The organism is Streptomyces antarcticus (assembly GCF_026627255.1).
GTDB classification, from domain to species: domain Bacteria; phylum Actinomycetota; class Actinomycetes; order Streptomycetales; family Streptomycetaceae; genus Streptomyces; species Streptomyces antarcticus.
Genome location: NZ_JAPNLM010000029.1, coordinates 1 through 16,468, shown reverse-complemented (window position 1 = coordinate 16,468; position 16,468 = coordinate 1). Strand labels below are relative to the sequence as shown.

At 73.3% G+C, this 16,468-nt stretch carries 15 protein-coding genes and 1 pseudogene; 5 read left to right on the top strand and 11 right to left on the bottom strand.

From position 1 onward, the window contains the following. Positions 1-23: 23 nt before the first annotated feature. From OTB16_RS32130 to panB, 3 genes are all read right to left on the bottom strand, one after another. Complete coding sequence (locus tag OTB16_RS32130; RefSeq protein ID WP_267725288.1) at positions 24-872, bottom strand: ABC transporter permease; 849 nt, start codon at positions 870-872, stop codon at positions 24-26. Beyond that, positions 869-1,888 (bottom strand): ATP-binding cassette domain-containing protein, encoded by a 1,020-nt coding sequence (locus tag OTB16_RS32125; RefSeq protein WP_383903177.1) that lies wholly within the window; start codon positions 1,886-1,888, stop codon positions 869-871. The genes OTB16_RS32130 and OTB16_RS32125 overlap by 4 nt, the downstream gene beginning before the upstream one ends. 153 nt (positions 1,889-2,041) lie before the next feature. Continuing rightward, positions 2,042-2,911 carry a 3-methyl-2-oxobutanoate hydroxymethyltransferase gene (gene panB, locus OTB16_RS32120; protein WP_267725286.1) on the bottom strand — a complete coding sequence of 290 codons (870 nt, stop codon included), beginning with the start codon at positions 2,909-2,911 and terminating at the stop codon, positions 2,042-2,044. Positions 2,912-3,198: 287 nt separating this feature from the next. On the opposite strand from panB, the gene OTB16_RS32115 reads away from it, so the two are divergent. Further along, positions 3,199-4,227: an endonuclease/exonuclease/phosphatase family protein gene (locus tag OTB16_RS32115; protein WP_267725285.1), complete on the top strand. Its 1,029-nt coding sequence runs from the start codon at positions 3,199-3,201 to the stop codon at positions 4,225-4,227. A gap of 81 nt (positions 4,228-4,308) precedes the next feature. On the opposite strand, the gene OTB16_RS32110 is transcribed toward OTB16_RS32115, so the two are convergent. From OTB16_RS32110 to OTB16_RS32095, 4 genes and pseudogenes are all read right to left on the bottom strand, one after another. Then, positions 4,309-6,063 (bottom strand): NAD+ synthase, encoded by a 1,755-nt coding sequence (locus OTB16_RS32110; protein WP_267725284.1) that lies wholly within the window; start codon positions 6,061-6,063, stop codon positions 4,309-4,311. A 62-nt stretch (positions 6,064-6,125) separates the two neighbouring features. Further along, entirely contained in the window at positions 6,126-7,388 is a 1,263-nt protein-coding gene (locus tag OTB16_RS32105; RefSeq protein WP_267725283.1) for a DUF4190 domain-containing protein, read from the bottom strand. 130 nt (positions 7,389-7,518) lie between these two features. Continuing rightward, positions 7,519-7,671, bottom strand: a pseudogene (locus OTB16_RS32100) (multicopper oxidase domain-containing protein); the annotation flags it as partial. Positions 7,672-7,705: 34 nt separating this feature from the next. Next, positions 7,706-7,969 carry a hypothetical protein gene (locus tag OTB16_RS32095; RefSeq protein WP_267725427.1) on the bottom strand — a complete coding sequence of 88 codons (264 nt, stop codon included), beginning with the start codon at positions 7,967-7,969 and terminating at the stop codon, positions 7,706-7,708. Between the two features lie 72 nt (positions 7,970-8,041). On the opposite strand from OTB16_RS32095, the gene OTB16_RS32090 reads away from it, so the two are divergent. Further along, positions 8,042-8,743, top strand: a complete 702-nt coding sequence (locus tag OTB16_RS32090; RefSeq protein WP_267725282.1) for a DUF998 domain-containing protein — start codon at positions 8,042-8,044, stop codon at positions 8,741-8,743. Continuing rightward, entirely contained in the window at positions 8,740-9,612 is an 873-nt protein-coding gene (locus OTB16_RS32085; RefSeq protein ID WP_267725281.1) for an alpha/beta fold hydrolase, read from the top strand. Before OTB16_RS32090 ends, OTB16_RS32085 begins: the two co-directional genes overlap by 4 nt. A gap of 245 nt (positions 9,613-9,857) precedes the next feature. On the opposite strand, the gene OTB16_RS32075 is transcribed toward OTB16_RS32085, so the two are convergent. From OTB16_RS32075 to OTB16_RS32065, 3 genes are read right to left on the bottom strand one after another with little or no spacing between them, the layout of a single operon-like run. Further along, positions 9,858-10,529 carry a DUF305 domain-containing protein gene (locus OTB16_RS32075; RefSeq protein ID WP_267725279.1) on the bottom strand — a complete coding sequence of 224 codons (672 nt, stop codon included), beginning with the start codon at positions 10,527-10,529 and terminating at the stop codon, positions 9,858-9,860. Beyond that, complete coding sequence (locus OTB16_RS32070; protein ID WP_267725277.1) at positions 10,526-11,206, bottom strand: DUF3105 domain-containing protein; 681 nt, start codon at positions 11,204-11,206, stop codon at positions 10,526-10,528. Before OTB16_RS32070 ends, OTB16_RS32075 begins: the two co-directional genes overlap by 4 nt. Positions 11,207-11,262: 56 nt before the next feature. Next, the gene (locus tag OTB16_RS32065; protein ID WP_267725275.1) at positions 11,263-11,634 is read right to left on the bottom strand and encodes a hypothetical protein; all 372 of its coding nucleotides are present in this window, start codon (positions 11,632-11,634) and stop codon (positions 11,263-11,265) included. A 173-nt stretch (positions 11,635-11,807) separates the two neighbouring features. Between OTB16_RS32065 and glnA the strand changes: the two genes are divergently transcribed. Together glnA and OTB16_RS32055 are read left to right on the top strand one after the other, a co-directional pair. After that, on the top strand, positions 11,808-13,169 hold the full coding sequence (glnA, locus tag OTB16_RS32060; RefSeq protein WP_073914665.1) for a type I glutamate--ammonia ligase: 1,362 nt from the start codon (positions 11,808-11,810) through the stop codon (positions 13,167-13,169). 157 nt (positions 13,170-13,326) lie between these two features. Beyond that, positions 13,327-13,617, top strand: coding sequence for a sortase domain-containing protein (locus OTB16_RS32055; RefSeq protein ID WP_324290905.1), 291 nt, complete (start codon positions 13,327-13,329; stop codon positions 13,615-13,617). Positions 13,618-13,643: 26 nt separating this feature from the next. Here the strand turns inward: OTB16_RS32055 and OTB16_RS32050 are convergent, their stop codons facing one another. Next, a complete protein-coding gene (locus tag OTB16_RS32050) occupies positions 13,644-15,701 on the bottom strand; it encodes a PIG-L family deacetylase (RefSeq protein ID WP_267725272.1) in 2,058 nt (685 codons plus the stop codon). Between the last annotated feature and the right edge of the window lie 767 nt (positions 15,702-16,468).

Here is a 16,468-nt window from a genome sequence, read left to right as displayed (position 1 = left end):
TCCGGAACGGACCGGTCCGCGGGTCAGGTCTTCTGGCGGAACTTGCGGACGGCGAGCGGCATCGTCACCAGCGTGATGCCGACCGACCAGGCGAGCGTGATCCACACGGAGTTCCCGAGCGGGGTCCCGTTGATCAGGGCACGCGCCGCGTCGGCCAGGTTGGACAGCGGGTTGACGTCGGTGAAGCTCTGCAGCCACCCGGGCATCGTCGTCGTCGGGGCGAAGATCGAGCTGCCGAACTGCAGCGGCATCAGGACCAGCATCGCCATGCCCTGGACGGCCTGGGGGGTCTTCATGGTGAGACCCAGCAGGATGAAGATCCACATCAGCGAGGAACCGAAGACGGCCGCCAGCCCGATGGAGAGGAGCAGGTCCAGCACGGAGGACTTGATCGACAGGCCGAGCAGGAAGCCCATGCCGAGCAGGATCGCGATGGCGACCATCATCCGGCCGAGCTCGACCACGATCTTGGCGATGAGCACCGAGGAGCGGGCGATGGGCATGGACCGGAAGCGGTCCATCACGCCCTTCTTGAAGTCGTCGTTGACCCCGGTGCCGACACCCATGGCGATGTTCATGCCCATCATGGCCATCAGGCCCGGGACCACGTAGTTGACGTACTCGCCCTGGTTGCCCTTGCCGGCGATGGCGCCGCCGAAGACGAACACGAACAGCAGCGTGAAGATGACCGGCATGAACACGACGTCGAACATCGACTCCGGGTCCTGCTTGATCTGCAGGACGTTGCGCCGGGCCAGGGCGCCGATGTGGCGGAGGTTGCCGCGCAGGCCGATCCGGCCCTCGCCGGCCAGGACGGGCCCGGCGGCCGGGGGGGCCGCGACGGGAGCGGGCTTCGTGGTTACGGTGCTCATGCCGCGACCTCCTCGGTCTTCTCGGCGGGAACGGAGTCCTCGGCGGAGGGCTTCTGTCCGGTGATGGACAGGAACACCTCGTCCAGGCTGGGCAGGTAGGTGCTGATGTCGGTGATGCCGTACCCGCGCGCGGCCAGCAGGCCCACCACGGCGGTCAGCTGCTCGTCGGCGAGGATCGGGACCAGCAGGGCGCCCTCGTCCGGGACGGCCTGGGAACCGGCGACCCCGTCCAGACCGGCCTCGGCCAGCGAGCGGGCCATGCCCGGCAGGTCGGCCGGGTCGGAGGGGCGGATCCGCAGGGTCCGGCCGCCGACGCGCGCCTTCAGCTCGTCGACCTTGCCGTTCGCGATGACCCTGCCCTTGTCGATGACCGTCAGCTCGCTGGCGAGCTGCTCGGCCTCCTCCATGTACTGGGTGGTGAGCAGGACGGTGGCCCCCTCGGCGACCATCCGCTGCACCTCGTCCCACACCTCGTTGCGGGTACGGGGGTCCAGTCCGGTGGTCGGCTCGTCCAGGTACAGCACGGCCGGGCTGCCGATCATCGAGGCGGCCAGGTCGAGCCGGCGGCGCATGCCGCCGGAGTAGTTCATCACGGCCTTCTTCGCGGCGTCCGTGAGGGAGAACCGCTCCAGCAGCTCGTCGGCACGCAGGCGGGCGCCCTTGCGGGAGAGGTCCAGCAGCCGGCCGATCATGTAGAGGTTCTCCCAACCGGAGAGCTTCTCGTCGACCGAGGCGTACTGGCCGGTCAGGCCTATGGTCCGGCGCAGCTGCCGGGGCTGGCGGACCACGTCGAAGCCGGCGACGAAGGCGGTGCCGGCGTCGGGGACGATCAGGGTGGACAGGCAGCGCACCAGGGTGGTCTTGCCCGCGCCGTTGGGTCCGAGCACCCCGAGGACGGTGCCCTCGCGGACGTCCAGGTCGACCCCGTCCAGGGCTTTGGTCTCGCCGTAGTGCTTGACCAGTCCCCGCACCTCTACGGCGTTGGGATTCTTGTCGTTTCGCGTCATGGCCACCATCAGAGCATCCGCCACTGACAAAGCACCGACAGACGGCCGACGGGGAACCGACGCCGGCGCACACGGATCCGGCGCGGCCCGGCGGCCCGGCGGCCGGGAGCCGCACGGCCCGCCGGCCTTCCCGCCGACGGGCCGTGCGCTCCGCTCACCTCGTCAGTGGAAGGCGTGCTCCGCCTGCGGGAACGTTCCGCCGACGACGTCCTCGGCGAACGCCTTCGCCGCGTCCCCCATGGTCTTGCGGATGTTCGCGTACTGCTTCACGAACTTCGGCATCTTCCCGCCGGTCAGACCCATCATGTCGGTCCACACCAGCACCTGCGCGTCGCACTCCGAGCCGGCGCCGATGCCGACCGTCGGGATGTGCAGGGACCGGGTGACCTCGGCGGCCAGCTCGGCGGGCACCAGCTCCAGCACCACCGCGAAGGCGCCCGCGTCCTGCGCCGCCTTCGCGTCGCGCAGCAGCTGGTGCGCGGCCTCGTCCCCGCGCCCCTGCACCCGGTAGCCCATGGCGTTGACGGACTGCGGGGTCAGGCCCAGGTGGGACATGACCGGGATGCCGGACTGCACGATCAGCTCGGTCTGGGCCAGCGAACGCTGGCCGCCCTCCAGCTTGACCGCGCCGACCCCGGCCTCCTTGACCAGGCGGGTGGCACTGCGCAGCGCCTGCACGGCGCCTTCCTGGTACGAGCCGAACGGCAGGTCGCCGACGATCAGCGCGCGGCTGGTGCCCCGGACGACGGCGGCCGACAACAGGGTCATCTCGTCCATCGTCACGGGAACGGTCGTCTCGTAGCCGAGGTGACAGTTCCCCATCGAGTCGCCGACGAGCATGACCGGGATGCCGGCGTCGTCGAAGACGGACGCGGTCATCGCGTCGTAGGCGGTGAGCATGGGCCACTTCTCGCCGCGTTCCTTGGCGAGGGTCAGGTCGCGGACGGTGATGCGCCGGGTGCCCGTGCCTCCGTACAGGGTGGGGGAGGCCGCTGATGCGGGTTCGCGGGCAGGCGAAACGGCATGCGTCATGGCAACTGCTCCTTGTGTCATCTCGAGGCGCCCTCACGGCGTCCCCGGACTCACCCACCATGGTGGCATCCGGGCGGCCCCGGACGGAAGTGGTACGGGCCACGCCCGACCCGCGCGATCCCAATGTGCGCGTTTCGTGACAAGCGGAACCCCGTGCGCACGGTCGTTCGTCCTCCGGAACGTACGGTCGCGAAAAGCGGCCGTGACGTACGGCACGGAAGGCCGCGTCCATCGCCTAGGGTCAAGGGGCGGGGACGCAGCGCGAGCACGGCAGTGAGGGCAGTGGCATGGCACAGGCGTACATGACGGAAACGGGAAACGGCGGCTCGGAGCCCGAGCCCTCCGAATCCCGCCTCCGGCGGCGTCTGGTCGCCCTGCGCGGCGACCGGGGAATCTGGCGGCGCGGGCTGGTGCTGGCCGCCGTCGCCGCGCTGATCTCACTCGTCATGGTCTTCCACGCCGACCTGCCCAACGACGTGGGCAACCTCGGCAGCCTCACCGAGACCTTCCTGCCCTGGCTGGGCCTGGCCGTTCCGGTGCTGCTGGCCTGCGCCGTGTACCGGAAGTCCGCGACCGCGCTGATCGCGATACTGCTCACGGCCGTGGTCTGGGCGAACATCTTCGGCGGCCTGGTCACCGACAAGTCCGGCGCCGGCGGCAACCTCACCGTCGCCACCCACAACGTCGACGCGGACAACGCCGACCCCCACGGCACCGCCGTGTCGGTGGCGGCGGCCGGAGCCGACGTGCTGGCCCTGACCGAGCTGAAGTCGGGTGCCGTCCCGGTCTACGAGAAGGCCCTCGCGGCCACGTACAAGTACCACTCCGTCGAGGGCACCGTCGGCGTGTGGAGCAGGTACCCGCTGTCCTCCAGCCGGCCCGTGGACATCAAGATGGGCTGGGTCCGCGCCATGCGGGCCACCGTGACCACCCCGGTCGGGGACGTCGGTGTCTACGTCGCGCACCTGCCTTCCGTACGGGTCAAGCTGAACGCCGGATTCACCGCCAACCAGCGCGACGACAGCGCCGACGCGCTGGGCGCGGCGCTGGCCTCCGAGCCGCTGAAGAAGGTCATCCTGCTCGGAGACCTCAACGGAACCATGAACGACCGGGCCCTGTCCGAGGTCACCTCGCAGATGCGTTCCACGCAGGGCGCGGCGGGCGACGGCTTCGGCTTCAGCTGGCCGGCGCAGTTCCCGATGGCCCGGATCGACCAGATCATGGTCCGCGGGATGAAGCCGGAGGCCTCCTGGACCCTGCCGCGCACCGGCAGCGACCACCTGCCGGTCGCGGCCCGGGTCACGGCCAGGCCGTAAGCCGGAGCCGTACCGCACGCGAAAAGGGCCCGGCTGCTGGAGACCGCCCCCAGGGAGCGGCCGGGCCCCTTTCCCGTGGTGTTACGCCTGCTCGCGCCAGCCGTTGGTGATGGGCAGCCGGCGGTCCTTGCCGAAGCCCTTCGCGGAGATCTTGGTGCCCGGCGGGTACTGGCGCCGCTTGTACTCGGCGGCGTCCACCATCCGCAGCGTCCCGGCGACCATCTCCGGGTCGAAGCCGGCCGCGACGATGGCGTCCAGGCCCTGGTCGCGGTCCACGTACATCGCCAGGACCGCGTCGAGCACCGGGTAGTCCGGCAGCGAGTCCGTGTCCACCTGGCCCGGGCGCAGCTCGGCGCTCGGCGGCTTCACGATCGAGTTCTCCGGGATCGGCGGGATCTCCCCGCCTCTCGCCGCGGCCCGGTTGCGGTACGCGGCGAGCCGGAAGACGTCCGTCTTGTAGACGTCCTTGATCGGGCCGTACGCGCCCACCGAGTCGCCGTACAGGGTGGAGTAGCCGACGGCCAGCTCGGACTTGTTGCCCGGGGCCAGCACGATGTGGCCCTCCTGGTTGGAGAGCGCCATCAGCAGGGTGCCGCGCAGCCGGGCCTGGAGGTTCTCCTCGGCGAGGCCGGTGAGGCCCAGGGAGCCCATGTACGCGTCGAACATCGGCGCGATCGGCACGGTCCGGAAGTTCAGACCGGTGCGGTCGGCGAGGTCGGCGGCGTCGCCCTTGGAGTGCTCCGAGGAGTACTTCGAGGGCATGGAGACGCCGTACACGTTCTGCGCGCCGACGGCGTCGCAGGCGATGGCGGCGACGAGCGCGGAGTCGATGCCCCCGGAGAGCCCGATCAGGACGGAACGGAACCCGTTCTTGCGGACGTACGCGCGCAGGCCCACGACCAGCGCGTCGTAGACCTCCTCGTCGTCGTCGAGACGGTCGGCGTAGCCGCCGGCCACCACCGGCTCGTACGGCTCCACGGGCTCCTCGGAGAGGATCACGCGGTCGATGCGCAGGCAGTCGTCCACCACGCCCTCGGGGGCGTCGGCGCGGGCCGCCGGCAGGTCGAGGTCGACGAGCACGCAGCCCTCGGAGAACTGCGGGGCGCGGGCCAGGACCTCGCCGGAGGCGTCCACGACGATCGAGTCGCCGTCGAAGACCAGCTCGTCCTGGCCGCCGATCATGGCCAGGTAGGCGAGGGTGCAGCCGGCCTCCCGGGCCCGCCTGCGGACCAGGTCGAGGCGCAGGTCGTCCTTGTCGCGCTCGTAGGGGGAGGCGTTGATCGAGATCAGCAGCCCGGCCCCGGCGGAGCGGGTGGCCGGGACGCGGCCGCCGTCCTGCCACAGGTCCTCGCAGATGGCCAGGGCCACGTCCACCCCGCGGACCCGGATGACCGGCTGGGTGTCGCCCGGCACGAAGTACCGGAACTCGTCGAAGACGCCGTAGTTGGGGAGGTGGTGCTTGGCGAACCGGAGCGCCACCCGCCCGCGGTGCAGGACGGCCGCCGCGTTCTCCGGCGAGCCGGCCGGTTTGCCGAGCCGGGGGACGGCCTGCTCGGTGCGGTCGAGGTAGCCGACGATGACCGGCAGCTCGCCGAAGCCCTCGGCCGCGAGGCGCTCGGCGAGCTCGCGCAGCGCGGTGCGGGACGCGTCGACGAAGGACCCGCGCAGTGCGAGGTCCTCGACGGGGTACCCGGTCAGCATCATTTCCGGGAACGCCACCAGATGGGCGCCCTGCTCGGCGGAGTGCCGGGTCCAGTGGACGACCGAGTCGGCATTGGCGGCGATGTTGCCAACGTGCGAGTCGATCTGATTCAGAGCGAGGCGTAGTTGAGGCACGGGGCCCAGTCTAATCGTCTTTCTGACGCGATGTCCTGGGCCCCGCCCTTTCCGGGGTCGGCTCAGCCGATCGGACCGGCGTACTGCACGTCGTCGAGCAGGGTGCCCGCGGAGATGTCCGCGCTGACGCTCTTGGTTCCCTCGGGGACCTCGAACGCCACGATCCCGCTGGCGGAGGCGCCCGGCAGGATCGTGCCGCTGATCATCTTCGGCACGGTGCCGTCGAAGAGGAGCTTGGCGGTCATGCCCTTGTCGTCGCGGACGTTGGGCACGGCGTAGACCACCTCGTGCGGCTTCGTCGAGCCGTTGGTGATGGTGACGGTCATCTGGACCGCGTTCTTCACCTTCTCCTGGCCGTACAGCGTCTCCGGCTTGTACTTCTTCAGCCCCGAGAGGCTCACCTTGACGCCGTCCTCGTACGTGAACGACTCGCCGAACGGCAGCGCGGTGTCCAGGCCGGGGACCTGGGAGGGCGACGGGGACGCCGACTGCGACGGCCACGCGTCGTCCTCGGGGTAGAGCTCGTCCAGTTCGCGCTGCTCGCGCTCGACGCTGCGCTCGATGCTGTCGGAGGCCCGTCCCACGACGTACGCGGTCAGGAAGAACCCGCCGACGGACGCGCCGAGGCCGAGGACGCCCAGGACGGTGCCGATGATGGACATCGTCTTGCGCGGGGCGCCGTTGGAGGCGCGGACGAGGGCGCCGATGCCGAGGCCCAGGCCGGTGGCGGCGAGGAGGCCGCCGACCCAGAAGAACAGCGGGACGAGGCCGAGCAGGACGCCGGCGATGCCGAGGACCAGGGAGGCGACGGCCATCCCGTTGGCCGTCGGCGGGCTCTGGACGTACCCGGCCCCGTCGCCGTACCCGTAGCCCGGGCCGGGCTGCGCCCAGGGGTTGCCGCCGCCGGGACCCGCGGGGGCCCCGGGGCCGCCGGGGGCCGCGCCGAACGGCGGCGGGGCCGGGGCCGCGGGCGGGGTGGGCGGCGCGAACGCGGAGGGGGCCGGGCCGAACGCGGGCGCGTCGGCGGGCGCGGGGGCGGCACCGGAGGCGTCCTGGGCGGGCGGCGCGTCCTGGGCGGGCGGCGCGTCCTGAGTGGACGGCGCGGCGGCGGCATCGTCCCGGGCGGGGGCGGCGGGGGCGTCGGCCGGGGTGGCGTCCGCCGGGGTCCCGGGGGCGGCCGGGGCCTGCTCCGGGGACGGGGTCTTGTCGAACGACAGCGTCCGCGCGGGCGGCGCCGGTATGGAGGCCGCTTCGGGTATCGGCGTACCGTCCGGCTCCGTCGGCGGGCCGGTCGGGTTGCTGGGCGGATTCGGCGGAGTGCTCATACCGGCGGAGACGTCCTTCTGTCGCGGCTGTCGTGATCTCCGTAAGAGTCCCACGCCGCCGCACCGCGTCCACGTGATTTCCGTACGGTACGGGCCCGGCCGGAGCCTGACCGGTACCGTACGGCCGGCGTCAGGGCCGGTAGTCGAGCACCGTCATCATCCCGGACTCGGAGTGGCAGACGTCGTGGCGATGCATCGTCCACAGGCCCGGGTTGTCCGCGTCGAAGTCCGCGGTCAGCCTTCCGTGCGGCAGGACGACGCCGGTGTCCTTGCGGGCCCCGCCGGGGCGGGGGTGTCGGCGGCGCCGCCGCCGTGGTTCACGGCGCCGCGTGGGCCGCCGCCGCGGCCGGTCCGGTCCCGGCTCGCAAGGGCCCCGGCGCCGGCTCGGAGTGGTGAGGCTCACGGTGGGCGGACGGGCCGGATGGGGCCGCCGGGGCAACGGAGTGGGCCGCGGGGCCGTCTTCCATGGCGTGGGACTCAGCCGGACGACCCAGGGTGTGCATGGTGACGATGCCGAGCAGCAGCGCGGCGAGCAGCAGCAGGCGGCGCCAGGGGGCGGCTCGCCGGGCTCCGCGCTTCATGATCGGTACCCTACCCGGGGTGGGTATCTGACCGCAGGACCGACCCCGCGTCTGCATAGGATCAGTCACACGATGTCCCCACACGGCCTCTCTCGGCGGACCGCCTGGCCGGTCGCGCTGCTCATCGGACTCGGCGCCGCCGCCTACACCGCGTGGGTCCTCGAAGTCGTCCTCTCCACCGGTCTCAACCCCATCCAGACGTACGTCAGCGAGCTCGCCGCCCAGAACCAGCCGCTCGGCGGCCTCTTCCGGGCCACCGACTTCGTCGCCGGCCTGCTCGCGTTCGCCGGCGGCCTGTTCGCCCTGCTCCGGCTGGTGCGGTACGCGGAGTCCCGCCGCCCGTGGGCCGTCCTCGGCTGGGCCGGGATCACCCTGTTCGGCGCGGCCACCGCCGCCGACGCGTGGCTGCCGCTGAGCTGCACGCCCACCGTCGACCCCGAGTGCGCCGCCCGCGAGACCGCCGGGCTGGTTCCCGCCACCCATCAGGCCCACGCCATCAGCAGCAGCCTCGCCATGTGCGGCGCCCTCGTCGGGATCGTCGCCCTCACCGTCGCCGCGCGCCGCTACGGCTGGTTCGCCCCGCTCGCCCGCTACGGGCCCGCTCTCGTCATCCTCGAACTGCTCGCCACCGCCTGGACCCTGACCGCCATAGCGATGTTCACCGCCGGGCACGGGACCTGGGCCCTCGGCGCCGGCCAGCGCACGCAGGTGCTGCTGGTGGCCCTCTGGCTGGGGCTGCTCGCGTACTCCGTCCACCAGGAGCGCCGTACGTGACCGGCCCCGCGCGGGGCGGCCGCTTCGTCCGGGTGGACGGGGTCCCGCTGCACGTGGTCGTCGAGGGCCGGGGACCCGTCTGCGTGCTCAGCGCCGGGCTCGCCATGGCCTGGTTCGACTGGGACCCGGTCGCCGCCCCGCTGGTCGCCGCCGGGCGCACCGTCGTCCGCTTCGACCGCCCCGGGCACGGCCTGAGCGGCCCGGCGCGCACCGCGCCGACCACCGCCGGGGAGGCCCACCGGATCGCCGCCCTGCTGGACGCACTGGGGCTGCCCGGCCCCGTCACCGTCGCCGGGCACTCCCTCGCCGGGTTCCACGCCGAGGCCTTCGCCCGGCTGTACCCGGACCGCACCGCCGCCCTGGTGCTGCTCGACTCCAGCGTCGAGGAAGACCCCCGTACCGTGCTGCCCGCCGCCCTGCGCACCGGCGCCGCCCGCACGCTGGGGCGGGTCGCGACCGCCGCCGGACTGCCCGCCGCGCTGGGGCCCGCCGCCCGGCGGGCCACCGTACGGCTCTCGCGGACCGGCGGCGGCGACCCGGCCGCGCGGGACCTCGTACGCCGCTGCTACCGCACCGGCCGCGTCTGGCGCGGGGCCCTGCTGGAGAACTCCCGCTACCCGGACATGGCCGCCGAACTCCCGGCCCTGCGCGCCGCGCACCCGCTGACCGCGCCCGCCACCGTGCTCGTGGGCCACGACGGCTCCCCGGGCCGGGGCGCGCTCGGCTGGCTGTCCCGGCAGGCCGCGCTCGCCGACCGGATCGGCGCCCGCTTCGAGGTCGCCGAGCCGTCCGGGCACCTGGTCATGCTGGACCGCCCGGACCAGGTGGCGCGGGCGGTCCGGCACGCCGCGGATCAGTCCCGGGCGTAGACGTTCTCCGCCCAGCCCGCTGTCCGCGCGTCCGTCAGGTGCTCGGCCGGATCGGCCTCGCGGATCATGCCGCCGGACTTGTCGTCCTAGATCACCGGCAGCCGCTTGATCTGGTGTCTGGTGGCCCCGGGCGCGGGCGCGCCGGTCCCGGCGCGCCCTCCCCCTCCTGGGGCGGCGCGCGGCGTGCGTGCGTACGCCCGTACGGGGGAGAGGATGTCCTCCCCTCACCGTACGGGCGTGTCCCGTCACCCGCGCGGCGCGGCCCCGCGCTGCTTCAGCATGTCCGCCATCAGGGTGAGCTCGGACTGCTGCGCCGCCACCATGCCCCGGGCCAGGTCCCGCTCGGCCGGCGTCACGCACTGGTCGGCGCAGCCCCGGGCCATCGCGACGCCGCCCACGTGGTGGTCGGTCATCAGCTGGAGGTAGAGAACCTCGGCGTCCCGCCCCGAGGCGGCGCCCAGCTGCGCGATCTCCTCCTTCGTGGCCATGCCGGACATCAGGGCGCCGGGCTTGGCCGCCCCGTGCCCGCCGTGCCCGCCGTGCCCGCCCGAGCCTTCGGACGGCGCCATCCACGTCATCGGCGGCTCGCCCGCCACCACCTTCGGCAGTTCCCACAGGTCCAGCCAGCCCAGGAGCATGCCCCGCTGGTTGGCCTGCGTGTTGGCGATGTCGTAGGCGAGGGTGCGCACCGCCTCGTCCTGGGTGCGGTCCCGGACGACGAAGGACATCTCCACCGCCTGCTGGTGGTGCACCGCCATGTCCCGGGCGAAACCGGCGTCCGCCGAGTGCAGCGCCGGCGTACGGTCCGCCGTGTCCGGGTCACCGCTCGCGGCGGCCACCGTGGCCGCCGCCGCGAACAGCAGCGCGAGCAGGACGGCGGTGCCGGCCGCCCAGTACGTGCGCGGCCTACGGCTCACTTGTCCGCCAGCCCGCTCGTGCAGGCGGCGCCCGGCTCGGGGGTCTGCGGGCCCTGCACGTACTTGGTGAAGAACTGCGCCACCCGGGGGTCGTCCGCCTTCTCCACCGTGAGCTGCTTGCCCCACGCGCTGAGCATGATCGCGCCGGCCTGCTCCTTGACCGGGCTCATCAGCGTGTACGGGGTCTTGGCCACCGTCTCGGCGAGTTTGTCCACGTCGCCCTTGGCGGCCTTCTCGTTGTACGTGACCCAGACCGCGCCGTGCTCCAGCGAGTGCACGGCGTTCACCTCGGGCAGCGGGTTCTTGTAGACGTCGCCGTTGCAGTTCATCCAGCGGGGGTGGTGGTCGCCGCCCACCGGCGGGTTCATCTCGTACTTCACCGGGGTCTCGACGTGGTTGCGGCCGAGGTTCTTGGCCTCCCAGGTCTGCTCGCCGTCGACCGGCGCCTTGCGGGCGGCGGCGGCCTTGTCCTGCTCGCGCTGCTGCGCCTCCTGCCGGTCGATCAGCACCCACGATCCGAAGCCGACGAGTCCGACGACGACGGCGGCGGAGGCGGTGATCGCGATGGCCTTGTTGCGCCGGTCGCGCGCTTTGTCGGCCCGGCGCATCTGGGCTATGCGCGCCTGGCGGGACTGGTTGTCTGAGGTCCGGTCGGACCTGCGGGGCTGGCTGGCCATGATGTGCCCTGGTTCCTTCTGCTGAGGGGGGTGGGTGGACGCGAAAACCGGACCCGTCAGGTCCGCAGCACTTGGAGGGCATGCAGGTCGGGGGCGCGCGCCAGCGCCCGCGGCGGCCTGACCATCCCCCGCGCGGCCGCCGCGGGCGCGGCGGGCGGCCCGCCGGCGTGCAGGACGACGGCGGGCGGGGGCACGGGCAGCACGGCCGGGACGACGTGCGCGAGGGGCGAGCAGCCGGGCAGTTCGTACGGGGAGGTACAGACGGCGTGCGCCCCGTGCTCCGGCGCCGCCGCGGGGACGGACACCTCACCGGGGCGCGCGCACAGGAACAGCGCGCCGACGAGCAGGCCGAGGGCCGTCAGGAGGAAGGCACGCCGAGGGACGGGGCGTACCTGACGCCCTGCCCGCGTGTGCTCCCGGCCCCCCATGGGCGCAGATGGTAATGCTCATGACGGGTCCACGGTCAGTGCGGGGGTGCGGCGGGCTTTGGCGGGTGCGTAATGTGGCGGAAACCACCGCTGGCGATACTGGGCCGGCCCCTCTGTGCCCCCGGCCCTCGGGGCGGTGGTGCACAGGCCGTCTGAACTGCGAGGATGAAGGCATGGACAAGCAGCAGGAATTCGTCCTCCGGACGCTCGAGGAGCGCGACATCCGCTTCGTGCGCCTGTGGTTCACCGATGTACTGGGCTTCCTGAAGTCCGTCGCGGTCGCCCCGGCCGAGCTGGAGCAGGCCTTCGACGAGGGCATCGGTTTCGACGGCTCCGCGATCGAGGGCTTCGCCCGGGTCTACGAGTCCGACATGATCGCCAAGCCGGACCCGAGCACGTTCCAGATACTGCCGTGGCGCGCGGAGGCCCCCGGGACCGCCCGGATGTTCTGCGACATCCTGATGCCGGACGGCTCGCCGTCCTTCGCGGACCCGCGCTACGTTCTCAAGCGCATCCTGGCCAAGACCTCCGACCTGGGCTTCACCTTCTACACCCACCCGGAGATCGAGTTCTTCCTGTTGAAGGACAAGCCGCTGGACGGCTCCCGCCCGGTCCCGGCGGACAACTCCGGCTATTTCGACCACACCCCGCAGAACGTGGGCATGGACTTCCGCCGCCAGGCGATCACGATGCTCGAATCGATGGGCATCTCGGTGGAGTTCAGCCACCACGAGGGCGCCCCGGGCCAGCAGGAGATCGACCTCCGCTACGCGGACGCGCTGTCCACGGCCGACAACATCATGACCTTCCGCCTGGTCATGAAGCAGGTCGCCCTGGAGCAGGGCGTGCAGGCCACGTTCATGCCGAAGCCCTTCTCGGAGTACCCGGGCTCGGGCATGCACACGCACCTGTCCCTCTTCGAGGGCGACCGCAACGCGTTCTACGAGTCGGGCGCCGAGTACCAGCTCTCCAAGGTCGGCCGCTCCTTCATCGCGGGCCTGCTGCGGCACGCCGCCGAGACGGCCGCCGTGACCAACCAGTGGGTCAACTCCTACAAGCGCATCTGGGGCGGCTCCTCCCGCACCGCCGGCTCCGGCGGCGAGGCCCCCTCGTACATCTGCTGGGGCCACAACAACCGCTCGGCCCTGATCCGCGTGCCGATGTACAAGCCGGGCAAGACGGGCTCCTCCCGCGTGGAGGTCCGCTCGATCGACTCGGGCGCCAACCCGTACCTGACGTACGCGGTCCTCCTGGCGGCCGGCCTGAAGGGCATCGAGGAGGGCTACGAACTCCCGGCGGGCGCCGACGACGACGTCTGGGCCCTCTCGGACGCGGAACGCCGCGCGATGGGCATCGAACCCCTCCCGCAGAACCTCGGGGAGGCCATCTCCCTGATGGAGCGCAGCGAACTGGTCGCGGAAACCCTGGGCGAGCACGTCTTCGACTTCTTCCTGCGCAACAAGAAGCAGGAGTGGGAGGAATACCGCTCGGAGGTCACGGCCTTCGAACTCCGCAAGATGATGCCGGTGCTGTAACGGCGGCCCAACACCCCACCGGGCACGTTCCACCCCTCCGGGCCGACGGTCACCGACCGCCGGCCCGGAGGTGTGTCACCGGCAAGGACGCGGGGGCGGTCGCACGGCTGGGACATGGAGGGGACCGTTCCCGCAAGCAAGATCCGTACGTTCTTCAATGCCCGCCGAGGCAGGGAGCGGGCACTTCGACACCGTGCGCGGCCCGGCGGTGCTCAAGGACGTGGCCCGGGTACACACGGGCGACGTCGTCGAGGTGGAGCGCGCCGACGGCCGGAAGGCCGAGTTCCGCGTGCGCGAGGTGCAGCAGGTCGACAAGAAGACGTTCCCGACCGAGAAGGTCTACGGCGACACCGTCCGGCCCGAACTCCGCGTGATCACCTGCGGCGGCGCCCTCACCGACGGCCACCGCCCCGACAACATCATTCTCTACGCGGACCTGGTGGCCTGAGGCAAGGGCCGCGGCCGGCCCCCGCTTCAGCCGGTCGCCGGGTGCCAGGCGGGTGGGGTGGGGGAGCGGTCCGCGGGGGTGGCCGTGACGTGGAGGCGTGCGTCCAGGCCGAGGACCGCCGTCGTCGTGGCGCCGGTGGGTTCCAGGACCGCCGCCGGGGCGCCCGCGTAGAGCAGCCGGGACTCCGCCCAGGCCGGCGGGCCGCCCGGGTCCGTGCCGCCGATGGTGCCCGTGCCGGCGCGGCCCGCCAGGTGACGGCCCGCCACGCCCACCGCGCCGTACCCGGCCCGGCCGCCCGCCTCCGCGAGGTGGGAGACCCGCGGGGCCGCCGGGCCCGCCGTGACCAGGGCGGTGCGCACGACCCCCGAGTCGGGGCGGCGGAAGTAGAGCCGGACGCCCGCGCCGTCCGGGGCCGCCGACAGCGGGACCGTCGTCGCGGGCAGGCCCGTCCGGAACGGGCCGGACAGGGGGGAGTCCGGGGTGCGCTGCGTCCAGGCGGTGACGGAGGTGGCGGTGGTGGCGTACACGTGGCGCCGCCCGGCGGAGTCGGCCGCCGTCACCGGGTCGCCCTGGAGGTCCCGGCCGCCCAGGCGCCGCCACGGCGAGAAGCCGCCGTCCGGCTGCTGGACGGCGGCGCGCAGGGTGCGGTCCGCGTCGCGGAGGTAGACCGTGAGGCGGCCGTCGGCGTCCGCGGCCGCCGCGGGCGCGCTGATCGCCGAGGTGCCGTCCTCGTCGGCCGCCTCGGGGGTGCCGAGCGAGTGCCACGGCCCGAACGGCCCGTCGGGCGCGGACTGGGCGGCGTACACCACCTCCCGCCGGTAGCCGGCCGGGCCCGCGCCGAGGTCCGTACGGGTGGCCAGGACCGCGATCCGGCCGCCGGGGAGCCGGACGCTCGTGGCCCCGGGGTCGATGCCCGTGCCCGGGAGGAGGACGGGCCCGGTCCACGCGCCGCCGGGGGACCGGGTCCAGTACGCGGTCCGGCCGTCCAGGGTGGCGAACGCCCAGAGGCGGCCCGGCGTGCCCTCCGTCAGCCAGGAGGTGTGGTCGGCGCGGGTGTAGCGCAGCGACTGGGCCCAGTCGCGCCCGGTGGGGCTGCCCGCGACCTTACGGTCGCCGCACCCCGAGGGGCTGCCGCAGTGGTTCTCGCGGTCCAGCCAGGCGTACGTCTTCAGGAAGCGGGTCTTCGTCGCGGCCGTCTGCGGGTCCAGCGCGTGCGGGAGGGCGCCGTTGTGGTAGCCGAGGTAGTTCTGGACCGTGAACCGCGGGCGGTCCCGCACCCGCTCCGCGTACGCGGCGGCCGCGGCCTGCGCGAAGCGCGCCCCGTACATGTGGTCCTGGTGGTCGGTGTAGCGGCCGGTCGCCGGGTACCGGCCCGGCGTCGGGTCCTGCATCCGGATCGTCGTCGGCCGGTACCGCTCCAGGACCCCGGCTATCGCCCGTACCGCCTGGTCCTTCGTGTACGCGGACGGCTCCCGGACGGGCGTGCCGGAGGCGAGCTGGGAGCCCAGCGCCGGTATCCGGCCGTTCCACAGGCCGCGCAGGCTGTCGGGGTTGTCCCCGGTGGTGCTGCGGGCCTCGCGCAGCTGCAGCCACACCAGGTTGACCTGCGGCTTCGCCATGAGGACGTCGACCTCGGCCCGGCCGCCGCCGTCGGTGGGCACGACCGTACGGCGCCACGTGCTGGTGCGGTCACCGGTGGCCATCTGGGCGTACGCGGCGCGGATGCCGTTCTGCCGGGCCTCCGCGTAGTGGGCGCGGTCGGCGGGCTGTTCGGGGTCCTTGAGGTGCTTGCCGTTCGCGGCGTTGCGGCCGTCGGACTCCCCTGAGGTGAGGTACGCGGTGGTCACGGCGGTGCCGGACAGGAGCGAGCGGCTGAGGTCGGGGTTCATGAAGAACAGGTCGTCGTCGGGGTGGGCGACGATCTGCACGACCGAGCCGGCCGTGGTGCTGGCGGGGAGCGCGGCCGGGCCCTGCTCCTGGGCGGCCCCGGCCGACGTCTGCCGGCCCGACGCCACGCTGAGGACACCGGTGGCCGCGGCGGTGAGCACGGCGACCAGCGCCGCGCCCCGCACGCCGCGGCGCACCGCCCCCCACGGGCCGGGCCCGGGTCCGGGTCCGGGACCGGCTGCGGGTACGGCTGCGGGTACGCGCCCGGGCCCCGACCGGGGTACGGTCCCGGGCCCCGATCCGGGCGTGGATGCGGGCCCTGATCCGGGTACCGGCACCGGCCCGGGCGTGGGTGCCGGCCCCGACCGGGGTACGGTCCCGAACCCCGATCCGGACGTGGATGCGGGCCCCGGCCCGGGCGTGGGTGCGGGCCCTGGCCCGGGTACCGGCACCGGCCCGGGTGTGGGTGCCGGTCCGGGCCCGGGTGTGGATGCCGGCACCGGCCCTGTTCCGAGCCCCGGCACCGGCACCGGCCCGGGTATCCGCCCGGGCTCGGATGTCTGCCGCGTCCCGGGTATCGGGCTCGGATTCGGGCTCGGGCTCGGCATCGGTATCCGCCTCGGGATCGGCCTCGGATTCGGCATGGGTCTCGCCTCGGGTTCGGTCCGGGCGGGGAAACCGCCGGCAGTCAGAGAGAGGCCGATATCGGGAACTTGGTTCTCCGACAGCCCTGTTGGCTGTCGCTGTTCGAGAAACCCTGCGAGACGACCGGCCGTCCGGAGTGCGCTTCCTGCGGCGGTCCGCGGAATTCTGGGACAACTCCCGGCGACGCCGCCCCCACAAACCGCGCCGGAGGTTCTCGCCGGGCCGAGCCCGACGGTTCTCGCCGGGCGAGCCCGACGGTCCCCGCGGCCCCCGGCGGCGTCCGGCCCGCCCCCGGCGTCCCTCCCGCCCCCGGCGGGAC

What these genes read in the sequence shown, in the direction of transcription:
- OTB16_RS32130 (WP_267725288.1), bottom strand. Translation starts at nt 872, where the DNA reads ATGAGCACCGTAACCACGAAGCCCGCTCCCGTCGCGGCCCCCCCGGCC.
- OTB16_RS32125 (WP_383903177.1), bottom strand. Translation starts at nt 1,888, where the DNA reads ATGGTGGCCATGACGCGAAACGACAAGAATCCCAACGCCGTAGAGGTG.
- panB (WP_267725286.1), bottom strand. Translation starts at nt 2,911, where the DNA reads ATGACGCATGCCGTTTCGCCTGCCCGCGAACCCGCATCAGCGGCCTCC.
- OTB16_RS32115 (WP_267725285.1), top strand. Translation starts at nt 3,199, where the DNA reads ATGGCACAGGCGTACATGACGGAAACGGGAAACGGCGGCTCGGAGCCC.
- OTB16_RS32105 (WP_267725283.1), bottom strand. Translation starts at nt 7,388, where the DNA reads ATGAGCACTCCGCCGAATCCGCCCAGCAACCCGACCGGCCCGCCGACG.
- OTB16_RS32095 (WP_267725427.1), bottom strand. Translation starts at nt 7,969, where the DNA reads ATGAAGCGCGGAGCCCGGCGAGCCGCCCCCTGGCGCCGCCTGCTGCTG.
- OTB16_RS32090 (WP_267725282.1), top strand. Translation starts at nt 8,042, where the DNA reads ATGTCCCCACACGGCCTCTCTCGGCGGACCGCCTGGCCGGTCGCGCTG.
- OTB16_RS32070 (WP_267725277.1), bottom strand. Translation starts at nt 11,206, where the DNA reads ATGGCCAGCCAGCCCCGCAGGTCCGACCGGACCTCAGACAACCAGTCC.
- OTB16_RS32065 (WP_267725275.1), bottom strand. Translation starts at nt 11,634, where the DNA reads ATGGGGGGCCGGGAGCACACGCGGGCAGGGCGTCAGGTACGCCCCGTC.
- glnA (WP_073914665.1), top strand. Translation starts at nt 11,808, where the DNA reads ATGGACAAGCAGCAGGAATTCGTCCTCCGGACGCTCGAGGAGCGCGAC.
- OTB16_RS32055 (WP_324290905.1), top strand. Translation starts at nt 13,327, where the DNA reads ATGCCCGCCGAGGCAGGGAGCGGGCACTTCGACACCGTGCGCGGCCCG.